Below are 23,276 nucleotides of genomic sequence, written 5' to 3' on the forward strand. Positions count from 1 at the left end.
TTCCCCGATCAGAACTTCATTTCAATACGACCGTAGTACTGACGGCCATAGGCGTCGTACAGGTAGTAATTGAACGGCTTCTGGTCATAAGGCGAACCCACCAGCGCCGGGAACTTCTCGGTCAGGTTGTTGACACCCAGGATCAGCTTGGCACCCTTGAGCGGGGTATCCCAGGCGAACTGCACGTCGTGGGTGGTGTAGGTGGGAGCGTAGTCGCCATCACGCTCACCGTTCTTGCCGATCACGTTGAGGTTGTACTGAACGGCAAAACCGCCCAGCTTCCACGAGTTGGCCAAGACGGCGCGGTGCTTTGGCGAACCGAAGGTGCCGTTGTAGTCAACGCCATCCTGCTCAGCCTTGGTCACGCGCGAGTAGGTCAGCTCGTGCGAGAAATTGCCAATACCAGCCCACTTGTGCGAGAACAGAACGCTGGCGTCAAAGCCGCCGTAGTTCAGAACACCCTCGTTGGCAGAGCCGCTGACGATCTGCAGAATCGCACCCGTGCTCGGATCGCGACGGATCGACAGGCCGGCCGGGATGGGCAGCTTGCTGTCGCCGTTATCACGATCGACGATCTGCTGGGCAGACACGAAATTGATCACGTCATGGATCTTCGTGTGCCACACGTCCAGCTTGGTGCTCAGGTTGGGCATGACATCCCACACGGCACCAATCGACCACTGCTTCGACTTTTCCGACTTCAGGGCCGGGTTCGAGATGCGCAGGCCATTGATCTGGAACTCTTCGGTCTGGCACTCGGCCGCCGAGAAACCACCATCGGCCAAGCAGTGACGCGGGTCGACAACGGTGTCAGCGCTGAAGGCAGGCTTCTGGTTCAGCTCAGGCAGCGTGGGGGCGCGGAAGCCCTCGCCAGCCGAGGCGCGCAGGGTCAGGGAGCGCATCGGCTGGTAGCGAACCGAAATCTTCGGCGAGAAGTCATTGCCGTAGTCGGAGTACTTTTCGTAGCGGCCAGCCACCGAAGCCTCCAGACCCTTCATGATCGGGAACAGAACTTCGACGGTGCCGGCGCTGACGGTGCGATGACCTTCAGCCGAGCTACCCGAGCTGCCCAGGACCTCACCGGCTTCGCTCAGCGAGTCGTAGATGTCGGCGTACTGCTGCACGCTGCGGTCCAGGCCGACGTACATACGAGCCGAGCCGTTGCCCATCTGGAACAGGTCAAACGAGGCGTTGGCAAAGTAGTCGGTCTGTGCCCACAGGCCATCACGGCCCGTGGTGGTCGTGATCGACTTCAGCACTTGGTCCGAGTTCAGGAAGGGATTGTCGACCTGGTAGACGCCATTGTTGATGGCGGCCGTTGCCAGACCCTTCACGATGAAGCCACGACCAATTTCCTGGTACTTGGAAACGGTGCGGCGAACACCCATGTCGACATCAACGCTGCCGACAGTGCCTTGGAAGCCGGCGGTGTAATCCGTCAGGGTCGCATCGGTGCTGGTATCACGGTTACCTGCAGCAGCAAAGCGGTGGGCCAGGAACACCGGCTGCGTGAACTTGTAGCGGTTGGCCAGCACGCTGCCCGGGGTCACCAGGATCGTGTCCGGCACCGGCGCATAGCGGCCGAAGCTGGTGTTGTTGGTGCTGGAAACGTTCAGGTACGCATTCCAGTCGGAATTGATGCGGAACTCACCGCGCGCAAAAATCGACTTGGCACCGGTGGCGGCTTCGTCAGCAGCCACCAGGTTGAAGTCGTAACGGCAACGGCCCGTCGCATCGACGTAGAAGCCCTTGTCCGGGAAATCGCAGCTGCCGGCCTTGCCGCGCGAACCACCGCCCGAGATGTTGGGCAGGTATTCGCCACCACCGATGTCGATCGCCTGGTAGAAGTGGTTCGAGTAGGACGAAGCACCCTTCGGAGCACCCCAGGGGTAGTCACGCACCCAGATGATGTCGCGGCTGGTGCGCGAGGCACCCATGACGACCCGGCCCTTCTCGCCAGTGATGCCCAAAATGGCCGAAGCTTCTTCGCGGTTACCACCCTTGATCGAAGGGTTGGTCTTGCCGGCCATCAAATGAACGCCTTCGAAGTCCTTGCGCAGAACAACGTTCACCACGCCACCGATGGCGTCCGAGCCGTAGATGGCGGAAGCGCCGTCGGTCAGGATTTCGATGCGCTCAACTGCAGCCATCGGAATCGAGTTCATGTCGGCAGAGTCGCCGACGTTCGGAGCCTTCGCGACGCGACGGCCATCAACCAGAACCAGGGTGCGGTTGCTGCCCAGGCCGCGCAGGTTCACGCCAGAGAACGACTGGGCGGAGCTACCCGACTGAGGGCGGAACTGACCCGTCGAAGCGAAGGTCGAGTTGCGGATGAATTCAGCGACGGTGGTCGAACCGGAGGCTTCCAATTCGGCACGGGTGATCACGGTGACAGGCAGCGCGCCTTCGGCGTCAGCGCGCTTGATGCGCGAGCCGGTCACTTCAATGCGCTCGAGCTTTTGTGCTTCTTGGGCAAAGGCGGGCATCGAGGTGGCCAAAACGCCACCGCCAACGGCCAGCAGCACGCTGGCGCACACCTTGGTCTTCTTGAACATGGAATCTCCTAGGGGAAAGGAAGCAAAACCCTCAAGGCCCGATTCAAAAAAAATCGTGCCGCCTCTATTGAGGGCATCGAGCGATTCTCAGGCCAGGGGTCACAGTGTTCGCCCGGGGCTTCCCCAAGCCGCACCGCTTCGCCGGGCCACTCGCATACACGGCGACTCTCACAATGGCAGCAAAAGCCGACAAAAACATGAACTTACAAACACATGACCCCCATCAATCAAACTTTTACCTGCAGCCAATACCGCCCCGCCGAAAGCGGCCCCGTCTCCCCGCACGCCCGCATTTGTTGCCAACTCACAACAGCATCAGAAATGCAAGCCAGCCCGCCTAGTGAATGCCCTTGGACCTACAGGGGATACGAAGGCAGCCTGCGCGGCGGAGAATTGCGCGATGCGTCCATGTTCGAGAAGTTTGAATGAGTGGTGAACGCCCCCAAGTTTGGTCCCGTTATTGGGCGACCGGTGCGCTGCACTCTTGTCACGGCAGCTTTGACCAGCAGTACGGCGGGGCGTTTGTGTCCTTCTGGGGTCACGTCGCAGCCGAACTGCCGCTCGGAGCGCGAGTTCTGGACCTGTGCACTGGCAGCGGAGCCCTGCCACGCCTGTTCGCTTCGTTGCGCCGCGAAGATGGCGCATGGCGCTGCGATGGAGTCGACTTGGCCGAACTTCCCCCTCCGGATCGCCTCGGACTCGCCGACAGTCGAATCCATTTGCATTCAAGTACGTCCGTCGAGGCCCTGCCTTTCGACTCGGCCTGCTTCGATCTTGTCGTCAGCCAGTACGGACTGGAGTATTGCGACCTCGCTCTCGCCCTCTCCGAGTCGCTGCGCGTATTGCGTCGGCACGGTCGCCTGGCCTTGGTGCTACACCACGCCGAGTCTCTGCCAGTGCGATTGGCGCGAGCCGAGGGCAGTCACATCCAAGACCTACTCGCCGCGGATGGACTGCTGGATTTGGCTGCCGGCATGCAAACCTTGCTGATGCGTGCGCGCACACCACAAGGCCGCATGGAACTCGACCGCGATCCTGCCGCATTGGCGCTACGTAATCGGTTCAATGCTGCCCAGGAGCAGATCGAACGTGAGATCGCCACCAGCCACTGCCCTGATGTGCTGCATGAGGCGAGGCAGGCCATCATGCAGGCATTTCAAGAGGGTCCGGCCGGAAGCGCACGGCTCCAGGCCTATCGCCAGCAACTGCAGGACGCTCAGCTTCGTCTTTCCGAACTTGTGACGCATGCGGTCGACGAAGCCAAACTGTCGGAACTTGAGGCCCAGCTGCACGCAAGTGGGCGCAACACCCAGCGCGCCCTCCTTCACGAGCGCGGCCAATTGATGGCATGGTCGCTGCTGGCAGGCTGACACTTCATCCGCCACCCGCCTGTCAGATGGCCCTGTGCTGGCAGCCGTAAGGGCAGCTCGACCTTGAACTGTTCACCCGCCCAAGCCAGTCGCGTGGTTCACACATGCCCCCAGGCCACCAGCACATCGCGCCCCTGCACCACCAGCTGGGCCTTGGCGCCGACCGGAAGGCAGACCTTGGTGCGGACATGACCGAAAGGCAGGCCCTGCAGGATGGGCACCGAAGTGCGTGCCTGCACCGCAGCCAGCGCATCCTTGAGCTTGTAGCCGCCGTCGAGCGGGCTGGGCTTCCAGCCGCCGCAGTCGCCGATCAGCACCGCCTTCTGCGCCGCCAGCACCCCGGCCTGCTGCAGCTGCAGCAGCATGCGTTCGACGCGGTAGGGGTGCTCGGCGACCTCTTCCAGAAAGAGGATGCCGCCCTTGATGCGCGGCCAGTGGGGCGTGCCCAGCAGCGAGCACAGCATCGTCAGATTGCCGCCCCAGAGCAGGCCCTCGGCCTCGAAGCCGTCGTGCGGCTGGGTGCCGCGCGCGGCGCCCGTCTCACGAAAACCGATGGCCTCCAGCTCGCCCTGCATCGCCTCGACGAAGCAGGCCTCGGTGATGTCGTCCACCCCACCCTGCGCGGCCGTGCGCCCGAAGTCATCGCCCGCCAGGGGGCCCTGCCAGCTCACACCACAGCCCCGCGCGTGGGCCAGCAGACCGAGCTGAAGGGCACTCAGGTCGCTCATGCCGACCCAGCGCGTACCGCGCTCGACCGAGCGGGCCAGCAGGTCCCAGTCCAGGCGATCGAGCAAGCGCGTGAGGCCATAGCCGCCCCGTGAGGCCAGGGCCACCGACACGCCACTGGCGGCCACGCGATGGATGGCGTCGAGACGCTGCTCATCCGTGCCGGCGAAACGCTGCTGGCGCAGCAGCGCCGATTCATCGAGCGTGGCGCTGAAGCCCAGGCTCCCGAGGTGCTTGGCCGCCCGGCGCAACTGCGCTGCCTTGCGGTAGACGCCGGCCGGGCTGTAGATGCTCAGGGACAGGGGCGCTGGCGCGCTGCCGTGCGGGTGGGCTGGGTGGCTCATGGCTCGAAGGAGGACGGGAGTTCGGTGGCTTCGCCGACGGGAATGGGTTCCGGCGTGCCGCGGCGCGCGGCACGGCGTTCACGCGCCTGGGCGCGGCGCTCGGCAAAGAAGTCGCGCAGCAGCTGCGCGGCGGGTTCGGCCAGCACGCCGCCTTGAATGCGCGTGTGGTGGTTCAGCAGCGGCTGGGCGAACAGGTCGACCACCGAGCCGGCTGCGCCGGTCTTGGGGTCGGCGGTGGCGTAGACGATGCGGCTGAAGCGGGCGTGCATCAGTGCCATCGCGCACATGGCACAGGGCTCCAGCGTGACGAAGAGTTCGCACTCCGGCAGCCGGTAGTTGCCCAGCAGAGTGGCGGCATGGCGCAGGGCCACGATCTCGGCATGCGCCGTCGGGTCGTGGGTGGTGATGGGACGGTTGTAGCCGGTGGCGATCAACTGGCCTTGGCGCAGGATCACCGCCCCGACCGGCACTTCGCCGGCCAGCCAGGCGTTGTGCGCCTGGTCCAGGGCGAGGCGCATGGCGTATTCGTCCTGCGGCTGGGGTGGGGTGGTGTTCAGGGCGTGGCCTCGCTGGCGCGCTCGGCGCCTTGTTGCAGCAGGCCCTCGACCTGCTTGCCCACCGCCTGCGGCAGGGCCTGGGCCGGAGGCGCGGCCGAAGCCGCCGTGGCGCCCGGCGCAGGCGCCGGAACCAGCACCTTTGTCTGCTGCTTGACCAGCACCAGCCCCACGGCCAGCACCACCAGCATCATCCCAACCCCGAACACAGCGCGCATCGCAGCTCCCTCAAGCAGCAGCGGCCCACCGGGGCCGCTGGTCGCCCGACGACCGGGCCTGCGCCGATTGTGCCGCCCTCCCCTGGCCCCGGTTAAGGCTCGGCCCCGATCAAGGGCGCCAGGCGATCGGCCTGGGTGGCGCGCCGAATGGCGGCCCGCAGGGCTTCGATGCCGCCGCGCGGGTTGGGGGCCAGCAGGCAGTAGGTCTTGACCTCATCGATGACCGCCACCACCCGCAGGCGCTGCGCCGCTGGTAGTGCGCGGTTGTGAGCGCGCAGCACCAGCTCATTGACCACCGCCACGGGCGAGCGCCCGCGCTCGAGCTTGCGCAACTGGGCAGCCTGGTTGGGCGCGTCGTCCCGGCGCAGGCGACCGGCGTCGAAGTCGGCTTGCAGGGGCGGATAGAGATAGCCGTGCACGGTGCCGACCACCAGGCGCCGGGCACGCAGGAACCCGGGCCAGTCCAGGCTCGTGCCGGGTGCAGCCACCAGCACATCGCGCATCGTGAGCAAGGGGGCACTCCAGCGGCGCAAGTCTGGCACCGGCTGGCCCCACCAGGCCGGGTTCATCGGGCACTGCAGATCGACAGCCCCGCTTTCCAAGGCCTGCGCCACGCGCAGCGCCGGCAGGCTGTGGAGTTCGGCCGGGCGGCCGGCCTCGCGCGCAATGGCTTCGACCAGATCGATCAGCAGCCCACGCAGGCGGCCGTCGGCCCCCTCGGTGACGAAGGGCGGCCCCCAGGTCTGACCAATCGCGAATCTCAAGGCTGGCGCGTCTGCCCACGCGGGTGTGGCCGCGCCCAACAGGGCCAGCGCCTCCCTGCGCCGCATGGGCGGAGTCTAGGGGGATAGCATCCTGCCCATGGAATCCCTTGCCTTCGACTACACCCGCCAGGACGCCGCCGGCACGAGTTGCACGGCGCAGGCCTGGGCCCAGGTCCCCGACCCCGTCAGCCCCGCCCAAGCGCAGGCCCTGAAAGCGCAGGCCGCCGAGCTGCTGCGCGCGCGCGGCGCCGTGCTGGTGGCGCACTACTACGTCGATGGTCATCTGCAGGATCTGGCTCTGGAAACCGGTGGCTGCGTGGCCGATTCGCTGGAGATGGCGCGCTTCGGCCGCGACCACGCCGCCCAGACCCTGGCGGTGGCCGGCGTGCGCTTCATGGGCGAGACCGCCAAGATCCTGTCGCCCGAGAAGACCGTGCTGATGCCCACGCTGGAAGCCACCTGCTCGCTTGACCTGGGCTGCCCGGCGGACGATTTCGCCGCCTTCTGCGACGCCCACCCGGACCGCAAGGTGGTCGTCTACGCCAACACCAGCGCCGCCGTGAAGGCGCGCGCCGACTGGATGGTGACCAGCAGCTGTGCGCTGGAAATCGTCGGCCATCTGAAGGCGCAGGGGCACAAGATCCTCTGGGCGCCCGATCGGCATCTGGGCCGCTACATCCAGGAGCAGACCGGTGCCGACATGCTGATGTGGCAGGGCGACTGCATCGTCCACAACGAGTTCAAGGGCATCGAGCTGCAGCTCCTGAAGGAGCAGTACCCGCAGGCCCTGGTGCTGGTGCACCCGGAAAGCCCGCGCGCGGTGGTGGAGCTGGCCGATGTGGTGGGTTCGACCTCGGCGCTCATCAAGGCCGTGGTGGAGGGCCAGGCGCAGGACTACATCGTCGCCACCGACAACGGCATCCTGCACCGCATGCGCCAGCTCGCGCCGGGCAAGAACCTCATCGAGGCCCCCACCGCCGGCAACGGTGCCACCTGCAAGAGCTGCGCGCACTGCCCCTGGATGGCCATGAACGGCCTGCGCAATCTCATCAGCTGCCTGGAGTCCGGCAGCCCCAGCATCACGGTGGACGAGCCTGTGCGCCAGCGCGCCCAGGCCTGCATCACCCGCATGCTGGACTTCACCGCCCAGCTCAAGACCCGCGCGGCGCTGCAATCGGGGATGGGCGCGGCCTGATCCCCAGCCGGCAGGCGAGCGGCTATAACCCCAACAAACTCGGAGGATCCATGGCCAACCCGGACTTCACCCAGCTCTACAACCACCACGAGCGCGAGGTCTTCGCTGCCGTGATGGACGCCGCGCCGGACTATCCGGACATCGCCATCTCCAACGACCTGCTGTGCGACGTGGCCTGTGTGGCCCTGAATCGCCTGCCGCCGCGCTACATCCGCCACGCGGTGGACTTCAGCTTCTACCTGACCGAACACGAGCGCCTGGAGATGGACCAGGGCATCGTCGATGCCGTGGCCTATGCCTTCAATTTCGTCGGCGCCCGCATGGCCATGCGGGCCAAGCAGGGCTGAAGTTCAGACGCGGCGGCTGGCCCAGGTGACCGCCTGGGCCGCCAGCAGGGCCAGGCCCAGCGCCAGCGCCGCCACCCAGAACACCGCCCGCGGGCTGCCGGCATCTAGCAGGGCGCCGGCCACTGGCGCCGCCACGGCAAAGCCGATGTCCAGGCCCGAATACACCGTGCCGTAGACGCGGCCCGTGGCGCCGGCCGGTGCCGCCTGCTTGACCAGCAGATCGCGTGAAGGGCCAGCCAGGCCGGTGCCGATGCCGGCCAGCGCCACCAGGGCCACCGCAGCCCAGGCCGACAAGCCCGGCAGCGTGGCCAGCAGCAGAAGCGCCATGGCCACCAGCAGCGCCAGCGCGATGTTGCGCTCCAGCCGGCGTGCCCGCACCACCCAGAAGCCGCCCAGCAGCATGCCCAGGGCCCCGCACAGCATGTAGGCCGTCACCACCAGGTTCAGGGATTCGGCACTGCGGCCATGCAGCAGGGCCAGGGCGGCCGGCGCAAAGCTCTGCAGCGAGGCCAGCGCCGCCGTGGTGAAGAGGAAGAAGGAGAAGCACAGCCAGATCGAAGGCAGGCGCAGGAAGGCGAGCGGGTGGGCCTCGGGCGCACCTGCCGCACCGGCTGCCTTGCGTGCGTGACCCTGGGTCTGCAGATGCTCGCGCTGCAGCACCAGCAGGCTCAGCACCAGCAGGGCCACCAGGGCGCTGGCCAGGTAGACGTAGCGCCAGCTCGCCCCCGTCCCCAGCACGGCCAGGGCCAGCACCGGCATCAGCGCCCAGCCCAGATTGCCGCTGATGCCATGCACCGAGTAGGCGTGGCCGATGCGCTCATGGCTGACCCGCTGGTTCAGGATGCTGAAGTCGGCCGGGTGCATCGGCGCATTGCCCAGGCCGGCCAGCGCCGCGGCCAGCATCAGGCCGACATAGCCCTGCGCCAAGCCCGCCGCCAGAGACGCCAGCGCGAACAGGCTCATCGCCACCATCAGTGCCGGGCGCGCGCCATGGCGGTCCACCACAAAGCCCGACAACGCCTGCCCCACCCCCGAGACCGCATAGAACACCGACACCAGCAGGCCCAGCTCGGCCCAGCTCAGGCCGAATTCGCGCGCGAACACCGGAAACAGCGGCGGCAGCAGCAGGTGGAAGAAGTGGCTGGTGCCATGGGCCAGACCGACGACACCGATAGTCGTCCAGTCGGCTCGGCTGCGGTTCGGCGCGTCGGCCGGCAGGGCTAGGGTTTGCATGGGGGTGATGCTGACAGCCCGGGCAGCGTCTTTTGGATGGCAGATCGCCGAAAACTTTCGAGAATCAGCCAATGAGCCAGAAGAAGCCCCGCCGGCGGGTGCTGCCACCCCACGACCCGCAGCGCTACGCCCCTTCCCCCGCCCACCCGGTGCGCGCCAAGGCCCGGTTGATGGCGCACGACATGGACATCCAGCCCCACCAGCATGACTGGGGCCAGCTGGTGCTCTCGATGGCGGGGGCGGTGCGGGTCGAGGCCGAGCAAGCGGGCCAGACCCATGCCTTCATCGTGCCGCCGGCGCGCGCGGTCTGGATCCCCGCCGGCGTGGTGCATGCGGTGCGCGCCATCGAGCAGGCCGAGCTGCGCACGGCCTACCTGCATGCCGGCTGCGGCCTGGCGGCCACGCGCGGCTTCGAGCGCTGCCGCGTGCTGGAGGTCAGCCCGCTGCTGCGCGAGCTGCAGCGTGAGCTCACCCCCTTGAGCGAACCCGATGCGCCCGGCGACCCGCGCGAGCCCCTGCTGGTGGCGCTGCTGGTGGCGGAGCTGCAGCGTGCCGCCCCCGTGGCCCTGGGCCTGGCCCTGCCGCAGGACAAGCGCCTGCGCCGCGTCTGCGAGGCGCTGCTGGAGCACCCCCAGCAGGACCAGGAGCTGCGCCACTGGGCCGGCGAGGTGGGCGCCAGTGAACGCACACTGGCGCGCCTCTTTCGCCAGGAGCTGGGCACCAGTTACCGGCATTGGCGCCAGCAGCTGCTGCTGGCCCAGGCGCTGAGCCTGGCGGCGCGCAAGCGGCCGCTGGCCTCGATCGCCGCCGAGCTGGGCTATGCCAACCCGAGCGCCTTCAGCGCCATGGTCAAGCGCACCGTGGGCATGAGCCCGCGCGAGTTCTTTGCCCTGGCCTAGCGGGGCGCGGGCCGGTGGCGCGAAACGATGCGCCGCCCGCCCCCCTGCACCTGGTGGCGGCGCCGCCGCGCCTCCATCGGGTCCACCGTCAGCGGGCGGTAGACCTCCACCCGGTCGCCATCGCTGAGGCGCTCGCCGCACTCGGCCTTGTGGCCCCAGATGCCGATGGCCTGCTGGGGCACGCCGGCGGGCAGCCGTGCCAGCGCGTCGGCCACGGTGGCGCCGGCCGGCAGGCTCAGGCGCAGGACCTCCACCTGGCCCGGCGCCGGGCTCCAGGCCAGATCGACCTGCAGCATCGGCTCAGCGTCGGCCATAGACGGCCTCGGCGCGCTCGACGAAGCGATCCACGAAGGTCGCGGCCACTTTGTCGAACACCGGGCTGAGCACGGCCTCGAGCGCACCGCTCGAAAAGGCGTAGCGCAGCTCGAAGTCGATCTTGCAGGCATTCACCTCGCCCGGCGCGGCACCCGGGCGCGCCAAGGGCTTGAACAGCCAGTCGCCGTCCAGGTGCGTGAAGGGGCCATCGACCAGTTCGACGCGCACGCGCCGGTCGCCTTCATGGGTGTTGCGGGTGGTGAAGCTGCTGCGCACGCCGGCAAAGGCAAGGTCCAGTCGCGCGGTCAGGCCGTCTTCATGGCGGGCCAGCACCTGGGCCTTGTCGCACCAGGGCAGGAATTCGGGGTAGCGCTCCACGCCGGTGACGAGATCCACCATCTCGCGCGGGCTGTACCAAAGCAGAACGGACTTCTTGACGGGCTTCATAGAATGCCGGCCATTCTAGGAACGCCCTGTCGGACTGCAGGGCGTTCGTTTTTGAGAACGCCATGAGCATCGTCGACAACCGCCGCGCCCGATTTGAATACCACCTTGAGGAAGAGTACGAGGCGGGCATGGTGCTGGAGGGCTGGGAGGTCAAGGCCATCCGTTCCGGCCAGGTGCAGCTGACGGGCGCCTATGTGGTGGTGAAGGACGGCGAGCTGTTCCTGGTCGGCTGCCAGATCAACCCCCTGCGCACCGCAAGCACCCATGTGCGCCCCGAGGCGCAGCGCACCAAGAAGCTGCTGCTGGCCAAGCAGGAGATCCGACGCCTGATCGGCAAGACCGAGCAGAAGGGCTACACCCTCGTGCCCCTGGACCTGCACTACAAGGGCGGGCGGGTGAAATGCCAGTTCGCGCTGGGCAAGGGCAAGGCCCTGCACGACAAGCGCGAGACCGAGAAGAAGCGCGAGTGGGAAAAGGAAAAGGGCCGGCTGATGCGACACAAGATCTCATCGGCCAAGGAGTAAGCCCCCAGCCCCAACCCGTCAGCCCTCCAGGCCCGCGCTGCCGCAGCGCAGCTGGGTCACAAGGCCATCCGCGCCCTGCAGGCTGATGCTGCGCACCGGGCCGAAAAAGGCCTGCAGTTGGTCGGGTTGCAGCACGCGCAGCGTGTCGGGCAGGGTGCGCGGGTCGTAGTAGCGCCAGTAAAGCGGCCTGCCACCGGGGCCGTAGATCACATTGAACTTGCGCAGATGGCGGCGCAGTTCGGCAAAGCCGAGCGGGGCCTGGCCCGGCGGGGTGGGCGCCAGCTCCAGCACCATCGCCAGGCCGCTGGCAAACCACTGCTGCAGCAGCTTTTCGCTCGCCGCATCCACCGACTTGAGCTGCCCGAGGTAGCCGGAGACGTCGGCCAGCTCCTCCGCCAGCTCGCCGGTGAACAGGCTCTCCAGTTGGCTGAAGAGCGCGGGCGGCAGTTCGCTGGCGCCGCCGGCCAGGCCGGCGCAATCGATCAGCACGAAGGGCGGGGGCGCTTGCGTAGTCTGCAGGGCAGACCACCACTGGCTGAAGGGGATGCTCATGATCAGGCGTTGCAGATTTCGCAGAAGGGCGTGGACGACGCGCGCGCGGCGGCCAACGCGGCGGCGGACTGGCTGATCGGTTTGTCGGTGCCGCCTTTGGAGTCCTTGGCCTCCTCGGCGTTCTTGGGCGTGTCCGGGCTCGCCCCGCTGCCAGAGCCGGCCGAGCCGCCCGAGTTGACAAACACCATCGGCCCACTGATGTGCACGCCGGCCGGGCTGACGTTGACGAAGCTGCCGCCGCACTTGAGCGAGATCTGCGCACTCGCTTCCAGCACGATGGTGGTGCCGGCCTTGAGGTGGATCTCGGTGCCGGCCTTGGCGGCCATCTTGGTGCCGCAATCGGCCTGCCAATCGGTGCCCACCTTGAGGTGCACACCCGCGGCCACCTTGGTGATCTGGTCGCCGCCGATGTCGGTGTGCACGTCCTTGACGAGCTTCTCGAAGACGTCCTTTTCGACCTTCAGATGGCTTTCATCGCCGATCCATTCGGTGCGCTTCTTGTTCGTGAAGAAGTTCAGGTCCTTCTCGGCGCGCAGATAGATCTCTTCGCTGCCCTTCTTGTCCTCGAAGCGCAGCTCGTTGAAGTTCGAGGCGCCGCCGCCGCTGCTGGAGCGGCTCTTCAGGCCCCAGCGCGTCTTTTCATCGGGCAGCTTGTAGGGCGGCACGTTCTCGCCGTTGTAGACGCTGCCGATCACCAGCGGGCGGTCGGGGTCGCCTTCCAGGAACTGCACCACCACTTCCTGCCCCAGGCGCGGAATGGCGATGGCGCCGTAGCCGTTGCCGGCCCAGGGCTGCATCACCCGGATCCAGCAGCTGGCGTCCTGGTCGGCCTTGCCATAGCGGTCCCAGCGGAACTGCACCTTGATGCGGCCATGCTTGTCGACATGGATTTCCTCGCCGCTGGGGCCCACCACGGTCGCCGTCTGCGGGCCGGAGATCAGCGGCTTGGGCGTGAGCTGGGCGGGGCGGAAGGGCGTCTTGAGGGCAATGCCTTCGAGCTCGCAGCGGAACTCGAAACCCTGGTCACCGGCGGAGCTGTCGGCACTGCTGTGCGCCAAATAGCGGGTGGCCACGATCAGGTGCTTGTCGTTGTAGGCGGCGACCGGATGCTTGGCGAGCTTGAAGCTGCGCCCCGGGCTGAAGCCGCGCACCGGGCCGAAGCCGCGGAAGACCTGGTAGCGGGCGTGCAAGGCCTCCAGGCGCAGCTTGGCCACGGCCTTGGCTTCGGTCGCCGTGGTGGCGCCGGCCGGGTCGTCGAACATGGCAAAGCTGCTCAAGGGGTGCGAGAGCGCCTTGTCGGCTTGCCCTTCCACCAGGGTGCGAGGCTTGATGTAGTCGTAATCGCGCACCACGAAGCGGCCGCTCTGCACCTCGTGCACGCCTTCCCAGCGCAGCATCAATTCCTTGTCGTCGCGGCTGTCGGAATCGAAGTGGACTTCCTCGTAGCCGGTCGCCGGGGTATGGGCACTGGGGTTGTCGGCCAGCACCAGCTCATGCTTGCCGTTGCTGTGCTCGAAGAAGTAGTAGATGCCCTCTTCCTCCATCAGCCGGCTGACGAAGTTGAAGTCGGTCTCGCGGTACTGCACGCAGTACTCGCGCTGGCGATAGCTGCCATTGCAGTCCTTGCGGAAGCTGCACAGTGCTCCATGGGCACGGAAGACGGTTTCGATGATGTCCAGCGCGCTCTTGTTCTGGAAGATGCGGCTGTTGGACTGGCGCTGCAGGAACCACAGCCAGGGGCTGAGCGTGGCCTCGTAGATGTAGCTCTTGGTGCTGGTGGCACCGTCCACGGTGTCGCGATATTCGCTCGCGCCCGTCCAGCGAGTGAAGTAGCCATTGAAGTAGCGCGACTGCTCACCCTTGCCGATCAGGCGCATGGTGGCGTTCTGGCCCAGCATGTCGGTGGGCGCGATGTCGGGGCGCTTGCTCTTGAGGCGCAGGCGGAACTCACTCAGGCGCGACAGGCCTTCGGTTCCATCCAGTTCAAGCAGCAGCAGGGCATGCGGGCCCAGCGTGGTGTCGATGGCGAGTGGCAGCGGCATGGCGTTCTCCGGAAGGCGGTTCGATTCTCAGGGCCCATCAAGGACCGTGGGGGGCGTGGAGCCCCTGCGGCCGGGCATCAAAGCTGGGGCGCATGGGTTGGCAGTAGTCGTCTGCGTCGCGCCCGGGCGCGCGCCGGCCCAGCCATTGCGTCCAACCCAGGCCCTGGCCGCCCTGCGCGCCGGGGGGCGCCAGGCGTGCGGCCGGTGCATCGCTGGCGCGCAGTACCAGCTGCAGCTCCCAGTCCCACTCGGGACCGACGTACAGGGCCACCAGGTCGCGCAGCTCCTGGTGGGCGGGGGCGCTGGGCAGGAAGCGTTCGTAGTCGGCCAGGCTAAGCGGGCCCAGCACCAGGCGGAAGCGCGAGCTGCAATCCCAGACCTGCGCCCCCGCCACCGCGTCTTGCCCCAGCCTGGCAAAGCGCTGGCCCAGGCGGCTGCGCTCCTCCTTCGGGATGGGCAGCCAGCGCGCACGGAACTCCTGCACCCGCACGCGCAGGCCGAAGTAGTGCCCGAGCATGCCGGCCAGGCTGGCCGGGCTGCGCACCCGGCGCGAGAGCGTGGCGGCAAAGGCCTGCTTGAAGGCCGGGGGAATCAGGTCGCGCGCCGCCAGCGGGCCATGGGCAAGCCCGGCCAGCGCCGCCAGCCGATCGGCCAGCGGGTGGCCGGCATGCGGACGCTGCGACGCCCCCGGCTCGGGTGCGGCCAGTTCGGCATCCACCCCCAGCACGGCCTGGGCATCGGCCCAGGCGCGGTAGAGCAGGCCGAGCTGGCGCCGCTGCAGCACATTGAGGAAGGCGACAAAGCTCTGGCGGTCTTCCTGGCGCTGGCTGCCCGACTGCAGGTCGCGCGCGTGCTGCGTCCAGGCGTAGGGCATGGCGCCGTTCGGGCCCAGCAGGCCCAGCGCATGCTGGGCGACGCGGGCACGTGCGCGCTTGGCATCCGGCCCCTGCAGGCTCACCACTTCCTTGGGCGCGAAACCCAGCAGCAGGGCCTGGTCGATGCGCACGGCCTCGCGATCCGGGTTGCTGGAGTAGCCCAGGCGCTCGTGGCCGGGTTGGGCGGCCTGCAGCAGGCGCAGGGCGGCGAACAGGCTGGGCTGCACGTCCTCGGCCCCGAGCGCGGCCAGGGCCTGGTCTGTCGTCCAGGCCTGCGCGGGCAAATCCTGCAGGCCGCGGCGCAGGCGCTGGTCAAGCTGCAGCGCCGCCAGCACCGCGGCCGCATCGGCGCGCGCCAGCACGGTGCGCAGCACGCGCCAGCGCGAACGCCAGTCGGAGGGCAGCCCTTCGAGCGTGCGCCCCTGGCCCGCCAGGACCGAACGCAGCAGGCCTCGCAGCCGCTGCGACTCGGCCCCGCTCAGGCGTCGGGCCGGCGTCCGAGTCGCGCGCGCCATCGCAGGGCCTCGCTCCATTCCTTCATTTCGAGACGCGTCTCGACGAAGGAGTTGATGGCCACATGGCTGGCCAGGAAGTGCTCGATGACGGCCGCGAGCAGGAAGGGCGAGCCGCCGTCAAAGCCGCGCTCGCTCATCTCCAGCGTGAGCTGCAAGCCGCGCGCAAAGCCAAGCGGCCCGCCCCCAGGCACGCGCCGCGTGACGGCCTGCGTGCGCACCGCCAACAGCCCCTCGGCCTGGCGGTGCAGGAAATGGGCACGCTGGGGCGCGTAGAGCGTCAGCACGGCGCGCAGGGCATCCGCTCCGCGCACGCTGCCGCCGTCGATCAGCGACAGGTAGTTGACGAACAGATGGCTGAGCGCGGTCCAGGGCTCGAAGCCGTCGACGGCGTAATCAAGCGCTTCGGAGGGCGGCACCACCGCCACGATGCGCTGCACCGGCAGGCTGTCCACCGCCTCGTAGTGCGCCGCCGCCGGCTGGTTGCGCAGGTAGCGCGGCGTTTCGCGGTCCATCACCAGGGCGCGGAACGAGAGGTACTGCAGGCCGCGCCCCTGCGGGCCGGCGCCGCGCTCGGCCAGCGCGATGTAGAGCTCGGTGCCGACGGCCGGCGCGCGCGCGCCTTCCATCTCGCCCTGCAGGCTGTCGCCCTGCAGCCAGGCGCGCTGCGCCTCGATCTCGCGCTGCGTGAGCTTGCGGCGCTCGCGCCGCTGCGTGTAGAAGCTGGAGGTGGCCAGACGACCGCTGCTGGCCACCTCGAAGATGGGCGCGAAGCGGCGCTCGAAGCCCTCGCCCCCGCCCACCACGTCGAGCAGCTGCACCACCTCGAGGCGCCGGGCCTGATGGGCGTCGGCGACGACGCGGTACTCCGTCTTGCCCGGGCTGATGTCGCAGCGGTCCAGGCCGCGCTCGCGCAGGTTCACCGCCGGGGTGCAGAACAGCGCCAGGGAGTTGGCACGCACCGCACCCTCGAGCTTGGCGTAGTTGGCGCCCACATGCAGATGGATGAAGAGCTTGCGGCCGCTCATCTTGGCCAGCAGCGGGCGCAGGCCCTGCAGCTCGAAGAAACGGAATTTCTCGGGCAGGGCCGCGAACTCGCGCAGCACCCGGAAGCCCGCATGACCACGCACCGGCATGCGCAGCAGAGCCTCGTCCTCGTCAAAGCCGATGTGGCGCACCGTGCTGCCGGGCAGCCAATGGGCATCGCGCCGGCCCGCGGCATCGCTGGACAGCCCCACCGCGATGCAGCGACCGGCAATCAGCTCCATCAGCTGGCTGGCATGAGGTTCGCCGATGGCGACGAACACGGGCAGTCGGTCCAGATCGAGTTGGGCCAGATCGCCCTCCCCGGCCAGCTCCAGCTCCAGCCGCAGACTGGCCTCGGCACGGCCCCAGCCCGGATCGCCTTGGCGCTCGGGCCGGGCGCCCAGGTATTGCACGTCGACCAGCTGCAGCGGGAACAGCTGCACCGCGCGGCAGGTCTCGAACTCGCAGCGCAGATCGGGCAGGCCGCGCACGCCGCCCACGACGACGGCGCCGCGCGGCACGGCCGGGCCGCCCATGAGCTTGTCGTCGGCCAGCTGCGGCTGCAGCTGCAGCACACAGGCCGGCGGCGTGGGGGCCAGCCAGCCGGGGAAAAGCACGTCCAGCAACTGCTGGGTGAAGACCGGGTATTGGCTGTCGAGCTTGAGCCGCGTGCGCGCGGCCAGGAAGGCCACGCCTTCGAGCAGGCGTTCGACGTAGGGGTCCTCGACCCGCCCCTTGTCGAGCGCCAGCATGGCGGCGGCGCTCGGGTACTCGGCCGCGAACTCGCGGGCCTCGCCGCGCAGGTGCTCGAGTTCCTCGTTGTAGAGCTCGATCAGGCGTGGGTTCATGGAAGCGGAGCGATGCGGAGTCGGCGCGTCATGCGATCACCTTGGCCTGACCGGTTTCCAGATCGAGTTCGGTGCGCACTTCGAATTCCTGCAAGGGATTGGCGCGCAGATAGCCCTGCACCGAGAACTTCAGGGTGTTGAAATGCGGCACCCCCGGCTCGACCAGCGGCAGCACCTCGAGATGGTCGGGGTGGATGCGCGGCTCGAAGAACATGATGCGGCGACGGATTTCCTCGGCCACGCGGCGCGGTGCCATCGTGGACTGGGTGCGGCCCGAGTACACGGGCACGCCGAAGCCGATCACGGACTGCTGCACGGCCTCGGGTAGCTCGATGCCATCGAGCTGCTGCGGTGCCTCGGTATTGAGCAGCCACTCCAGGTTGCGGATGACGTCGCGTCGCACGTCCTCCCAGCTGCTCTTGACCGCGCGCTGCCCCCGGCCGTCCAGGGCATTGCCCCAACGTTCCAGCAGGCAGGGGAGGAAGAAACTCATGGGCGTGGGCTCACGAGGTGAACAGCAGTTCGCGGACGTCCAACAGGCCGCATTCGCCGCCGTCGGTCATCAGGGTCTTCTGGCCGCGGCCGAGGTAGCTGTCGCCATCCAGGGCCTGCCAGTCGGTGCGCTCGCCCAGCATCTGGGCGTCATTCTGCGGGAAGGGGTAGCGCGCCGGCAGGAAGACTTCGACGCTGCCTTCGTCGCCCAGCTCCAGCAGGGCATGCAGCCAGAGGCGGTCGCGGATCTCGGTGGGTGGGCGCGATTCGATGCGCCGCACCAAGCTCCAGGGCAGCCACAGGTACTTGCCCTGCACCATCACCTCCAGGCACGGGCCGAGCCGGGCGTCGCCATCGCACAGCCATTCGAAGGGCTGGCCATTGAGCGTGCCCTGGCGTGCCGGGCTGTCCTGCTGCGCCCGGGCGAGCAAGGCCGCCGCGGCCGGCCATTGCGCGGCCTGCGAGCCATCGCCCAGCGTCTGCAGGCCGGCGGCCAGGCTGGCGAACCAGGCGGGCGGCTCACCCAGGCAGGTCGGCGTCTGGCGCCCGGCAAACACCTCCTGGCGCTGCGCTTCGGCCTGCAGCAGCAGGTGGCAGGCCGCTACTTCCATCGTCCAGCTGCTGTCGATCGCCAGCAAGGCATCGAGCTGGGTGCGCGCGCGGTCGAACTCGCCGCGGGCGGCAAAGATCTGCCACAAGGCGCTGCGCGCCTTGATGTCACCCGGGCTGGCTTGCACCCGGCGTTTGGCGTCTTCGAACAATGCATCAAGTGCCATGGAGACCCCCAGAACAAACCGGGGTCTGCATGGCAGACCCCGGTGAACCGAACAAGTTGAGGCTTAGGCCTTCTTGTTCTTCTGCACGTCGAAGCCGGCGATGACCGGGCCGCCCTTCTTGGCGCCCTTGTTGTCCTGCTCCTGGTACTCGACCTTGTACTCGCGGAAGGCGATGCACACGGTCTCGATCGGGGTGTCGTTGGCAGCACCGCCGACCTGCACGCTGGAGATCAGCAGATCGTTCATGGTGATCTTCAGGAACGGCACGACGGCATCTCCACCGGCCTTGCAGAAGGTCATGACCGCATCCTTGATGTGCTTGCCGGTGCAGCAGGCTTCCATCAGCTTGGGCGAGGCCTTGTCCATCATGTGCATGAAGGTCATGTCATTGAGGTTGACCTTGCCGGCCGAACCGCCGGTGCTGGAACCGAAGTTCGTGGGCATGGACATGCCCCAGCTCCAGGACTCGACCTGGATCTGCTTTTCGAAACCGGTGACCTCGGACATGCCTTCGATGCCGTCGATCTTGATGTGGATATTGACTGCCATGGTTTGCTCCTTGTGGGATGGTTAGCGCTCAGGCTTGGCGCTGGGACGGGAGTTCCGACACCAGACGCAGACCCACATTGAGGCCTTCGAGCTGGTAGTGCGGACGCAGGAAGAACTGCGCGTTGTAGTAGCCGGGGTTGGACTTGTTTTCCGTCACCGTGACCTCGGCGCCCGAGAGAGGGCGCGAAGCCAGCAGTTCCTGCGAGGCGTCCGGGTCCTCGTAGACGTAATTCAGGATCCAATCCTGAAGGTAGCGCTGCATTGCCGACGCGCTGGTGAAGCCGCCGACCTTGTCGCGCACCATGCACTTCAGGTAATGCGCAAAGCGGCAGGTGGCGAAGATGTAGGGCAGGCGCGCACCCAGGCGGGCGTTGGCGGTGACGGCCGGGTCGTCGAACACTGGCGGCTTGTGCAGCGAATCGCCGGCCATGAACACGGCCTTGTCCGAGTTCTTGCGGTGCACCAGGGCCATCAGGCCATTCTTGGCCAGCTCGCCCTCGCGGCGGTCGGTGATGGCGATCTCGGTCGGGCACTTGGTGTCGACGCCGCCGTCATCGGTCGCGAAGGTGTGGGTGGGCAGATTGGCCACTTCGCCACCACTCTCGACGCCACGGATCGCCGTGGTCCAGCCATACAGCTTGTGGGCGCGCGTGATGTTGGTGGCCATCGCGTAGCAGCTGTTGGCCCAGGTGTAGTTCTCGTGCGCCCCGCCCTCGGCATGTTCCTCGTAGGCCATGCCCTCGGCCGGGTTGGTGCGCTCGCCGTAGGGCAGGCGCGCCAGGAAGCGCGGCATGCACAGGCCGACATAGCGGCTGTCGTCGCTCTGACGGAACGAGCGCCAGGCGGCGTACTCGGGCATCTCGAAGATCTTGGTCAGATCGCGCGGGTTGCTCAGTTCCTGCCAGCTTTGCATCTGGAACAGGGCCGGGCTGGGCGAGCTGATGAAGGGCGCGTGCGCAGCCGCGGCGATCTTGGCCATGCCCTGCAGGATCTCGACGTCGGGCGGGCTCTGGTCGAACTGGTAGTCGCCCACCAGGCAGCCATAAGGCGTGCCACCCAGGGTGCCGTACTCGCTCTCGTAGATCTGCTTGAAGAGCGGCGACTGATCCCAGGCCACGCCCTTGAATTTGCGGAACATCCCGCCAAGATCCTTCTTGGAGATGTTCATCACGCGGATCTTGAGCTTCTCGTCGGTCTCGGTGTTGTTGACCATGTAGCTCAGACCGCGCCAAGCCCCTTCCATCTGCTGGAACTCGGGGTGATGCATGATCTTGTCGAGCTGCTTGCCGACCTTCGAATCGATGGCCGCGATGATGGCGTCGATCGACTGGATCACGTCGCCTTGCAGCAGCTTGGTGTCCGAGAGGGCCTGCTGGGCCAGGGTCTGCACCGCCGCTTCGATCTGCGACTGGGCTTCGTTGGTGGGCGGCCGGAATTCCTTCTTCAGCAGGGATTGCAGGTCGTTGCCTTCCTGCACTTGCACCTGGGCCAAACCACTGCTTGCTGCGTGTTCAGTTGCCATGGGGTTCCTCTTCGTGAATGCGGTGGAGCGAGATCACTCGGCCTTGTCTTCGGGCTTGGGCGCGTCGGCAATCGCCTTGAGCAAGTTCGGGTCCTCGATGATCTTGTTCAGCAGTTCCTCGGCCTGGCTCTTGCCGTCCATATAGGTCTTGAGCGCGGCGAGCTGGTTGCGCGCTTCCACCAGCTTCTTGAGCGAGTCGACCTTCGAGGCGACCTTGATGGGCGAGAAGTCGTCCATGCTCTCGAATTCGATCGAGACGGGGATCTGGCCTTCGCCGGTCAGCGCGTTGTCGACCTGGAAGCTCACCTTGGGCTTGATGGCCGCCATGCGCTTGTCGAAGTTGTCGATGTCGATTTCCATGAACTTGCGATCGGCGACGGCCTTCTTGGCCTCCTCGCTGTCGCTCTTGCCGGCCAGGTCCGACATGACGCCGACGATGAAGGGCAGCTCCACCATCTTCTTGGCGCCGTACTGCTCAAGCTCGTACTGGATCTGCACCCGCGGTGCGCGGTTGCGTCCGATGAATTTCTGACCTTCGCTCATGCTGGGCTCCTTGGGGTAAAGGGGTGGGGCTTATTCGTAAGCTTCCGGCAGCTTGTGACCGGTGATGCGTTCGATCTCGCTGATCGAGTCCGGCGCCATGTCCTTGACGATATCGAAAAAGCTGGCGGCGCCAAGTAGTCGTTCTGCTCTCCGCAGGAATAGGGGGGCTGGGTGTCCCGGTTCGCTGCGTTCGAGGTAGTCGGCAATTTCCAAGATCAGCCGGCGCGCATCTTCGCGCGTGGCCAGGCGGCCGCCAACGGTATGCGCCGGGGCACTGCTGCTGGCCGCCATGCCGGCGGGCAAGCCGGCAGCGGCGTTCACCGCCGACATCGCGGCGCCCGCGCCCAGCTGCTGCTCTTCCATAGAGAGACGGCGCAGGGCGCGACGCAGCAGGGCCAGCACGCGCTCACCGGCGGGCATCTGGCTGCCGAAGCGTTCGCTCAGCTGCACCAGGGCTTGCACCGCCGTCTCGATGGGCTCGCGCACGCTGCGAAACAGCGCGGCCAGGGCCGCGTCGTCGATCTGGCTGGGGTCGATCTGCTGCGTCTGCGCGCCGTGGATGCGCACGATGGCCTGCAGGTGCGCGGGACCACTGAGCCCCCCACCTGAGGGGTCGGGTTCGATGGCATCGTCGAGCACTTCAGCATCACGAAAGCTCATCGTGCCGGCACCGGAGCTCACGACCGGGCTCTCGCGCAGCAGGTGCAACAAGCTGTCACCATTGCAAAGCTCGCCGATCAGCATGGCGCGGGCGCTGTAGTCCTCCGGGTCGTAGTCGTCGGCACGGGGAAAGAGTTCGGTGGGCCATTGATCGAGCAGGCGCTCGCACAGCTGCAGGCTCTGCACCAGCCCGGGCACGCCGCGCAGCTGCAGCGCTGCCAGCGCGAGCTGCTGCACGACGGCCAGATCTTTGCCGGTGTTCTTCAGCAGATCCAGGCAGCGTTCCTCGACCTCCTCCGCCACACCCGCGGCGGTGGCGTTCTTGCCGGTGACCTCGCGCACGCGCGCCACCAGCTGCTTGTTGCGTTCCTCGCCCGCGGCGAGCGTGTCGCGCGCGAAGCGTTGGTCGCTTTCGGCGTTCTCGCCCGTGTAGGGCATGCGCTCGCGTCGCTTGAGCTCTTCCAGCTCGGCCCGCTGGCCCAGGTATTCGCAGAGGCTGGTGACCTCCTGGAACTTGAGCGTATAGGCGCACTCCTCGCCGGCCGGCTCCGCGTCGGAGATCGGGGTCAGCAGTTCATCGATATTCAGCACGTTGGGGAATCCTCGGCAGGGGCCTGTGCCGGGGCGGCAGGAGGCCGGGTCTCATCGTCATCGGGCGGGCCGAACCAGACCCAGCCACCGGCCGTCCAGCGGCCATCGAACAGGGCTGCGAAATCCGCCCCCCGCAGCGGGCTGGCGCGGCTCGCAAAGAACACGTCGAAACCGTCGGCCTGGGTGATCAACGCACCCGCGGCCTGAAAGCTTGGTGGCAGGTGCGAACAGGTGGCGCGCTGCGCCCCCTGCATGCGTACCTCCGGCCCTTGGAAGGCCAAGCGCTGCATGGACTCCGGCAGACCGGGCAAGGTGATGTCCTCGGCCGTGCGGAAGGGTTGCGCAGCCTGCAGCCAGTCGTTCCATTCGGCGGCGGGCGGCAGCTCGGTCAGGCGCGCCTGCAGGGCATCCGGGCCCAGCAGCTCCTGCTGCGCCTCGATGCCGATGCGGCACAGCGCCACCGCCATCGCCAGGCTGGGCCAGAGCAGGCCGGTGAAGGGGTCGCCCGCCTCCTGCTCCAGGCCGATGCACAGGGGGAAGAAGCGCCCGACGCGGTCGCTGCTCGGCACCAGGGCGCCCAGAAAGCCGCTCGGGCACAGGGCGCCGGGTTTGAGGTGCAGCAGCACCGGCACGGCGTGGCGCTCCAGGCTTTCGCGCGTGGCACCGGCCTGCTGCGCGGCCTGCAAGGCCGCCTGCAGCCAATCGTCCAGCGCCTGGCAGAGCGGCCGCGAAAAACCGCGGCTGACGAAATCCCCCACCGCAGGGACCTTGCCGTGGAAGCCGAGCTGGGCCATGGA

Annotated in this window: 24 protein-coding genes; 5 read left to right on the forward strand and 19 right to left on the reverse strand. The window is 67.5% G+C overall.

All coding sequences use genetic code 11. The annotated features are described in order from the left end of the window. Positions 1-8: 8 nt before the first annotated feature. A complete protein-coding gene (locus tag I7X39_RS12480; protein ID WP_198111495.1) occupies positions 9-2,555 on the reverse strand; it encodes a TonB-dependent receptor in 2,547 nt (848 codons plus the stop codon). 425 nt (positions 2,556-2,980) lie between these two features. On the opposite strand from I7X39_RS12480, the gene I7X39_RS12485 reads away from it, so the two are divergent. Further along, positions 2,981-3,925 carry a class I SAM-dependent methyltransferase gene (locus I7X39_RS12485; RefSeq protein WP_198111496.1) on the forward strand — a complete coding sequence of 315 codons (945 nt, stop codon included), beginning with the start codon at positions 2,981-2,983 and terminating at the stop codon, positions 3,923-3,925. 98 nt (positions 3,926-4,023) lie between these two features. On the opposite strand, the gene I7X39_RS12490 is transcribed toward I7X39_RS12485, so the two are convergent. From I7X39_RS12490 to I7X39_RS12505, 4 genes are all read right to left on the reverse strand, one after another. Continuing rightward, complete coding sequence (locus I7X39_RS12490) at positions 4,024-4,995, reverse strand: LD-carboxypeptidase (protein ID WP_198111497.1); 972 nt, start codon at positions 4,993-4,995, stop codon at positions 4,024-4,026. Further along, positions 4,992-5,552: a tRNA adenosine(34) deaminase TadA gene (tadA, locus tag I7X39_RS12495; protein ID WP_259376445.1), complete on the reverse strand. Its 561-nt coding sequence runs from the start codon at positions 5,550-5,552 to the stop codon at positions 4,992-4,994. The genes I7X39_RS12490 and tadA overlap by 4 nt, the downstream gene beginning before the upstream one ends. Further along, positions 5,549-5,767: a hypothetical protein gene (locus tag I7X39_RS12500; RefSeq protein ID WP_198111499.1), complete on the reverse strand. Its 219-nt coding sequence runs from the start codon at positions 5,765-5,767 to the stop codon at positions 5,549-5,551. The genes tadA and I7X39_RS12500 overlap by 4 nt, the downstream gene beginning before the upstream one ends. A 92-nt stretch (positions 5,768-5,859) precedes the next feature. Further along, entirely contained in the window at positions 5,860-6,597 is a 738-nt protein-coding gene (locus I7X39_RS12505; RefSeq protein ID WP_198111500.1) for a substrate-binding periplasmic protein, read from the reverse strand. A gap of 31 nt (positions 6,598-6,628) precedes the next feature. On the opposite strand from I7X39_RS12505, the gene nadA reads away from it, so the two are divergent. Together nadA and I7X39_RS12515 are read left to right on the forward strand one after the other, a co-directional pair. Continuing rightward, complete coding sequence (gene nadA / locus I7X39_RS12510) at positions 6,629-7,726, forward strand: quinolinate synthase NadA (protein WP_198111501.1); 1,098 nt, start codon at positions 6,629-6,631, stop codon at positions 7,724-7,726. Positions 7,727-7,776: 50 nt separating this feature from the next. Further along, entirely contained in the window at positions 7,777-8,073 is a 297-nt protein-coding gene (locus I7X39_RS12515) for a late competence development ComFB family protein (protein WP_198111502.1), read from the forward strand. Between the two features lie 3 nt (positions 8,074-8,076). On the opposite strand, the gene I7X39_RS12520 is transcribed toward I7X39_RS12515, so the two are convergent. Continuing rightward, positions 8,077-9,306, reverse strand: coding sequence for an MFS transporter (locus I7X39_RS12520; protein WP_198111503.1), 1,230 nt, complete (start codon positions 9,304-9,306; stop codon positions 8,077-8,079). Positions 9,307-9,377: 71 nt separating this feature from the next. Here I7X39_RS12520 and I7X39_RS12525 point away from each other — a divergent pair, with 71 nt between their 5' ends. After that, positions 9,378-10,205 (forward strand): AraC family transcriptional regulator, encoded by an 828-nt coding sequence (locus tag I7X39_RS12525; protein WP_198111504.1) that lies wholly within the window; start codon positions 9,378-9,380, stop codon positions 10,203-10,205. On the opposite strand, the gene I7X39_RS12530 is transcribed toward I7X39_RS12525, so the two are convergent. After that, positions 10,202-10,519, reverse strand: coding sequence for an RnfH family protein (locus tag I7X39_RS12530; protein WP_198111505.1), 318 nt, complete (start codon positions 10,517-10,519; stop codon positions 10,202-10,204). The two genes, I7X39_RS12525 and I7X39_RS12530, sit on opposite strands and share 4 nt — an antisense overlap. Continuing rightward, positions 10,506-10,967 carry a type II toxin-antitoxin system RatA family toxin gene (locus I7X39_RS12535; RefSeq protein WP_198111506.1) on the reverse strand — a complete coding sequence of 154 codons (462 nt, stop codon included), beginning with the start codon at positions 10,965-10,967 and terminating at the stop codon, positions 10,506-10,508. Before I7X39_RS12535 ends, I7X39_RS12530 begins: the two co-directional genes overlap by 14 nt. Before the next feature lie 62 nt (positions 10,968-11,029). On the opposite strand from I7X39_RS12535, the gene smpB reads away from it, so the two are divergent. After that, positions 11,030-11,491 carry an SsrA-binding protein SmpB gene (gene smpB / locus I7X39_RS12540; protein WP_198111507.1) on the forward strand — a complete coding sequence of 154 codons (462 nt, stop codon included), beginning with the start codon at positions 11,030-11,032 and terminating at the stop codon, positions 11,489-11,491. Between the two features lie 18 nt (positions 11,492-11,509). On the opposite strand, the gene I7X39_RS12545 is transcribed toward smpB, so the two are convergent. The 11 genes from I7X39_RS12545 to tagF form a co-directional block, all read right to left on the reverse strand. Continuing rightward, entirely contained in the window at positions 11,510-12,043 is a 534-nt protein-coding gene (locus I7X39_RS12545; protein ID WP_198111508.1) for a DUF4123 domain-containing protein, read from the reverse strand. A gap of 2 nt (positions 12,044-12,045) precedes the next feature. After that, positions 12,046-14,085 (reverse strand): type VI secretion system Vgr family protein, encoded by a 2,040-nt coding sequence (locus I7X39_RS12550; RefSeq protein ID WP_198111509.1) that lies wholly within the window; start codon positions 14,083-14,085, stop codon positions 12,046-12,048. Positions 14,086-14,122: 37 nt separating this feature from the next. Continuing rightward, positions 14,123-15,475 carry a type VI secretion system baseplate subunit TssG gene (gene tssG, locus I7X39_RS12555; protein ID WP_198111510.1) on the reverse strand — a complete coding sequence of 451 codons (1,353 nt, stop codon included), beginning with the start codon at positions 15,473-15,475 and terminating at the stop codon, positions 14,123-14,125. Next, positions 15,439-17,346, reverse strand: coding sequence for a type VI secretion system baseplate subunit TssF (gene tssF / locus I7X39_RS12560; protein WP_198111511.1), 1,908 nt, complete (start codon positions 17,344-17,346; stop codon positions 15,439-15,441). Before tssF ends, tssG begins: the two co-directional genes overlap by 37 nt. Positions 17,347-17,374: 28 nt before the next feature. Beyond that, entirely contained in the window at positions 17,375-17,839 is a 465-nt protein-coding gene (locus I7X39_RS12565; RefSeq protein ID WP_198111512.1) for a type VI secretion system baseplate subunit TssE, read from the reverse strand. A gap of 10 nt (positions 17,840-17,849) precedes the next feature. Then, a complete protein-coding gene (locus I7X39_RS12570; RefSeq protein ID WP_198111513.1) occupies positions 17,850-18,614 on the reverse strand; it encodes a type VI secretion system accessory protein TagJ in 765 nt (254 codons plus the stop codon). Positions 18,615-18,677: 63 nt separating this feature from the next. Next, positions 18,678-19,163 carry an Hcp family type VI secretion system effector gene (locus tag I7X39_RS12575; RefSeq protein WP_198111514.1) on the reverse strand — a complete coding sequence of 162 codons (486 nt, stop codon included), beginning with the start codon at positions 19,161-19,163 and terminating at the stop codon, positions 18,678-18,680. Between the two features lie 28 nt (positions 19,164-19,191). Then, the gene (tssC, locus tag I7X39_RS12580) at positions 19,192-20,685 is read right to left on the reverse strand and encodes a type VI secretion system contractile sheath large subunit (protein ID WP_198111515.1); all 1,494 of its coding nucleotides are present in this window, start codon (positions 20,683-20,685) and stop codon (positions 19,192-19,194) included. A 33-nt stretch (positions 20,686-20,718) separates the two neighbouring features. Continuing rightward, complete coding sequence (tssB, locus tag I7X39_RS12585; RefSeq protein WP_198111516.1) at positions 20,719-21,228, reverse strand: type VI secretion system contractile sheath small subunit; 510 nt, start codon at positions 21,226-21,228, stop codon at positions 20,719-20,721. A gap of 30 nt (positions 21,229-21,258) precedes the next feature. Continuing rightward, on the reverse strand, positions 21,259-22,479 hold the full coding sequence (locus tag I7X39_RS12590; protein ID WP_198111517.1) for a type VI secretion system protein TssA: 1,221 nt from the start codon (positions 22,477-22,479) through the stop codon (positions 21,259-21,261). Continuing rightward, a complete protein-coding gene (gene tagF / locus I7X39_RS12595) occupies positions 22,473-23,273 on the reverse strand; it encodes a type VI secretion system-associated protein TagF (protein ID WP_198111518.1) in 801 nt (266 codons plus the stop codon). The genes I7X39_RS12590 and tagF overlap by 7 nt, the downstream gene beginning before the upstream one ends. Positions 23,274-23,276: the final 3 nt, after the last annotated feature.

The sequence above is a fragment of the Inhella proteolytica genome, assembly GCF_016093275.1.
Taxonomy (GTDB): Bacteria; Pseudomonadota; Gammaproteobacteria; order Burkholderiales; family Burkholderiaceae_C; genus Inhella; species Inhella proteolytica.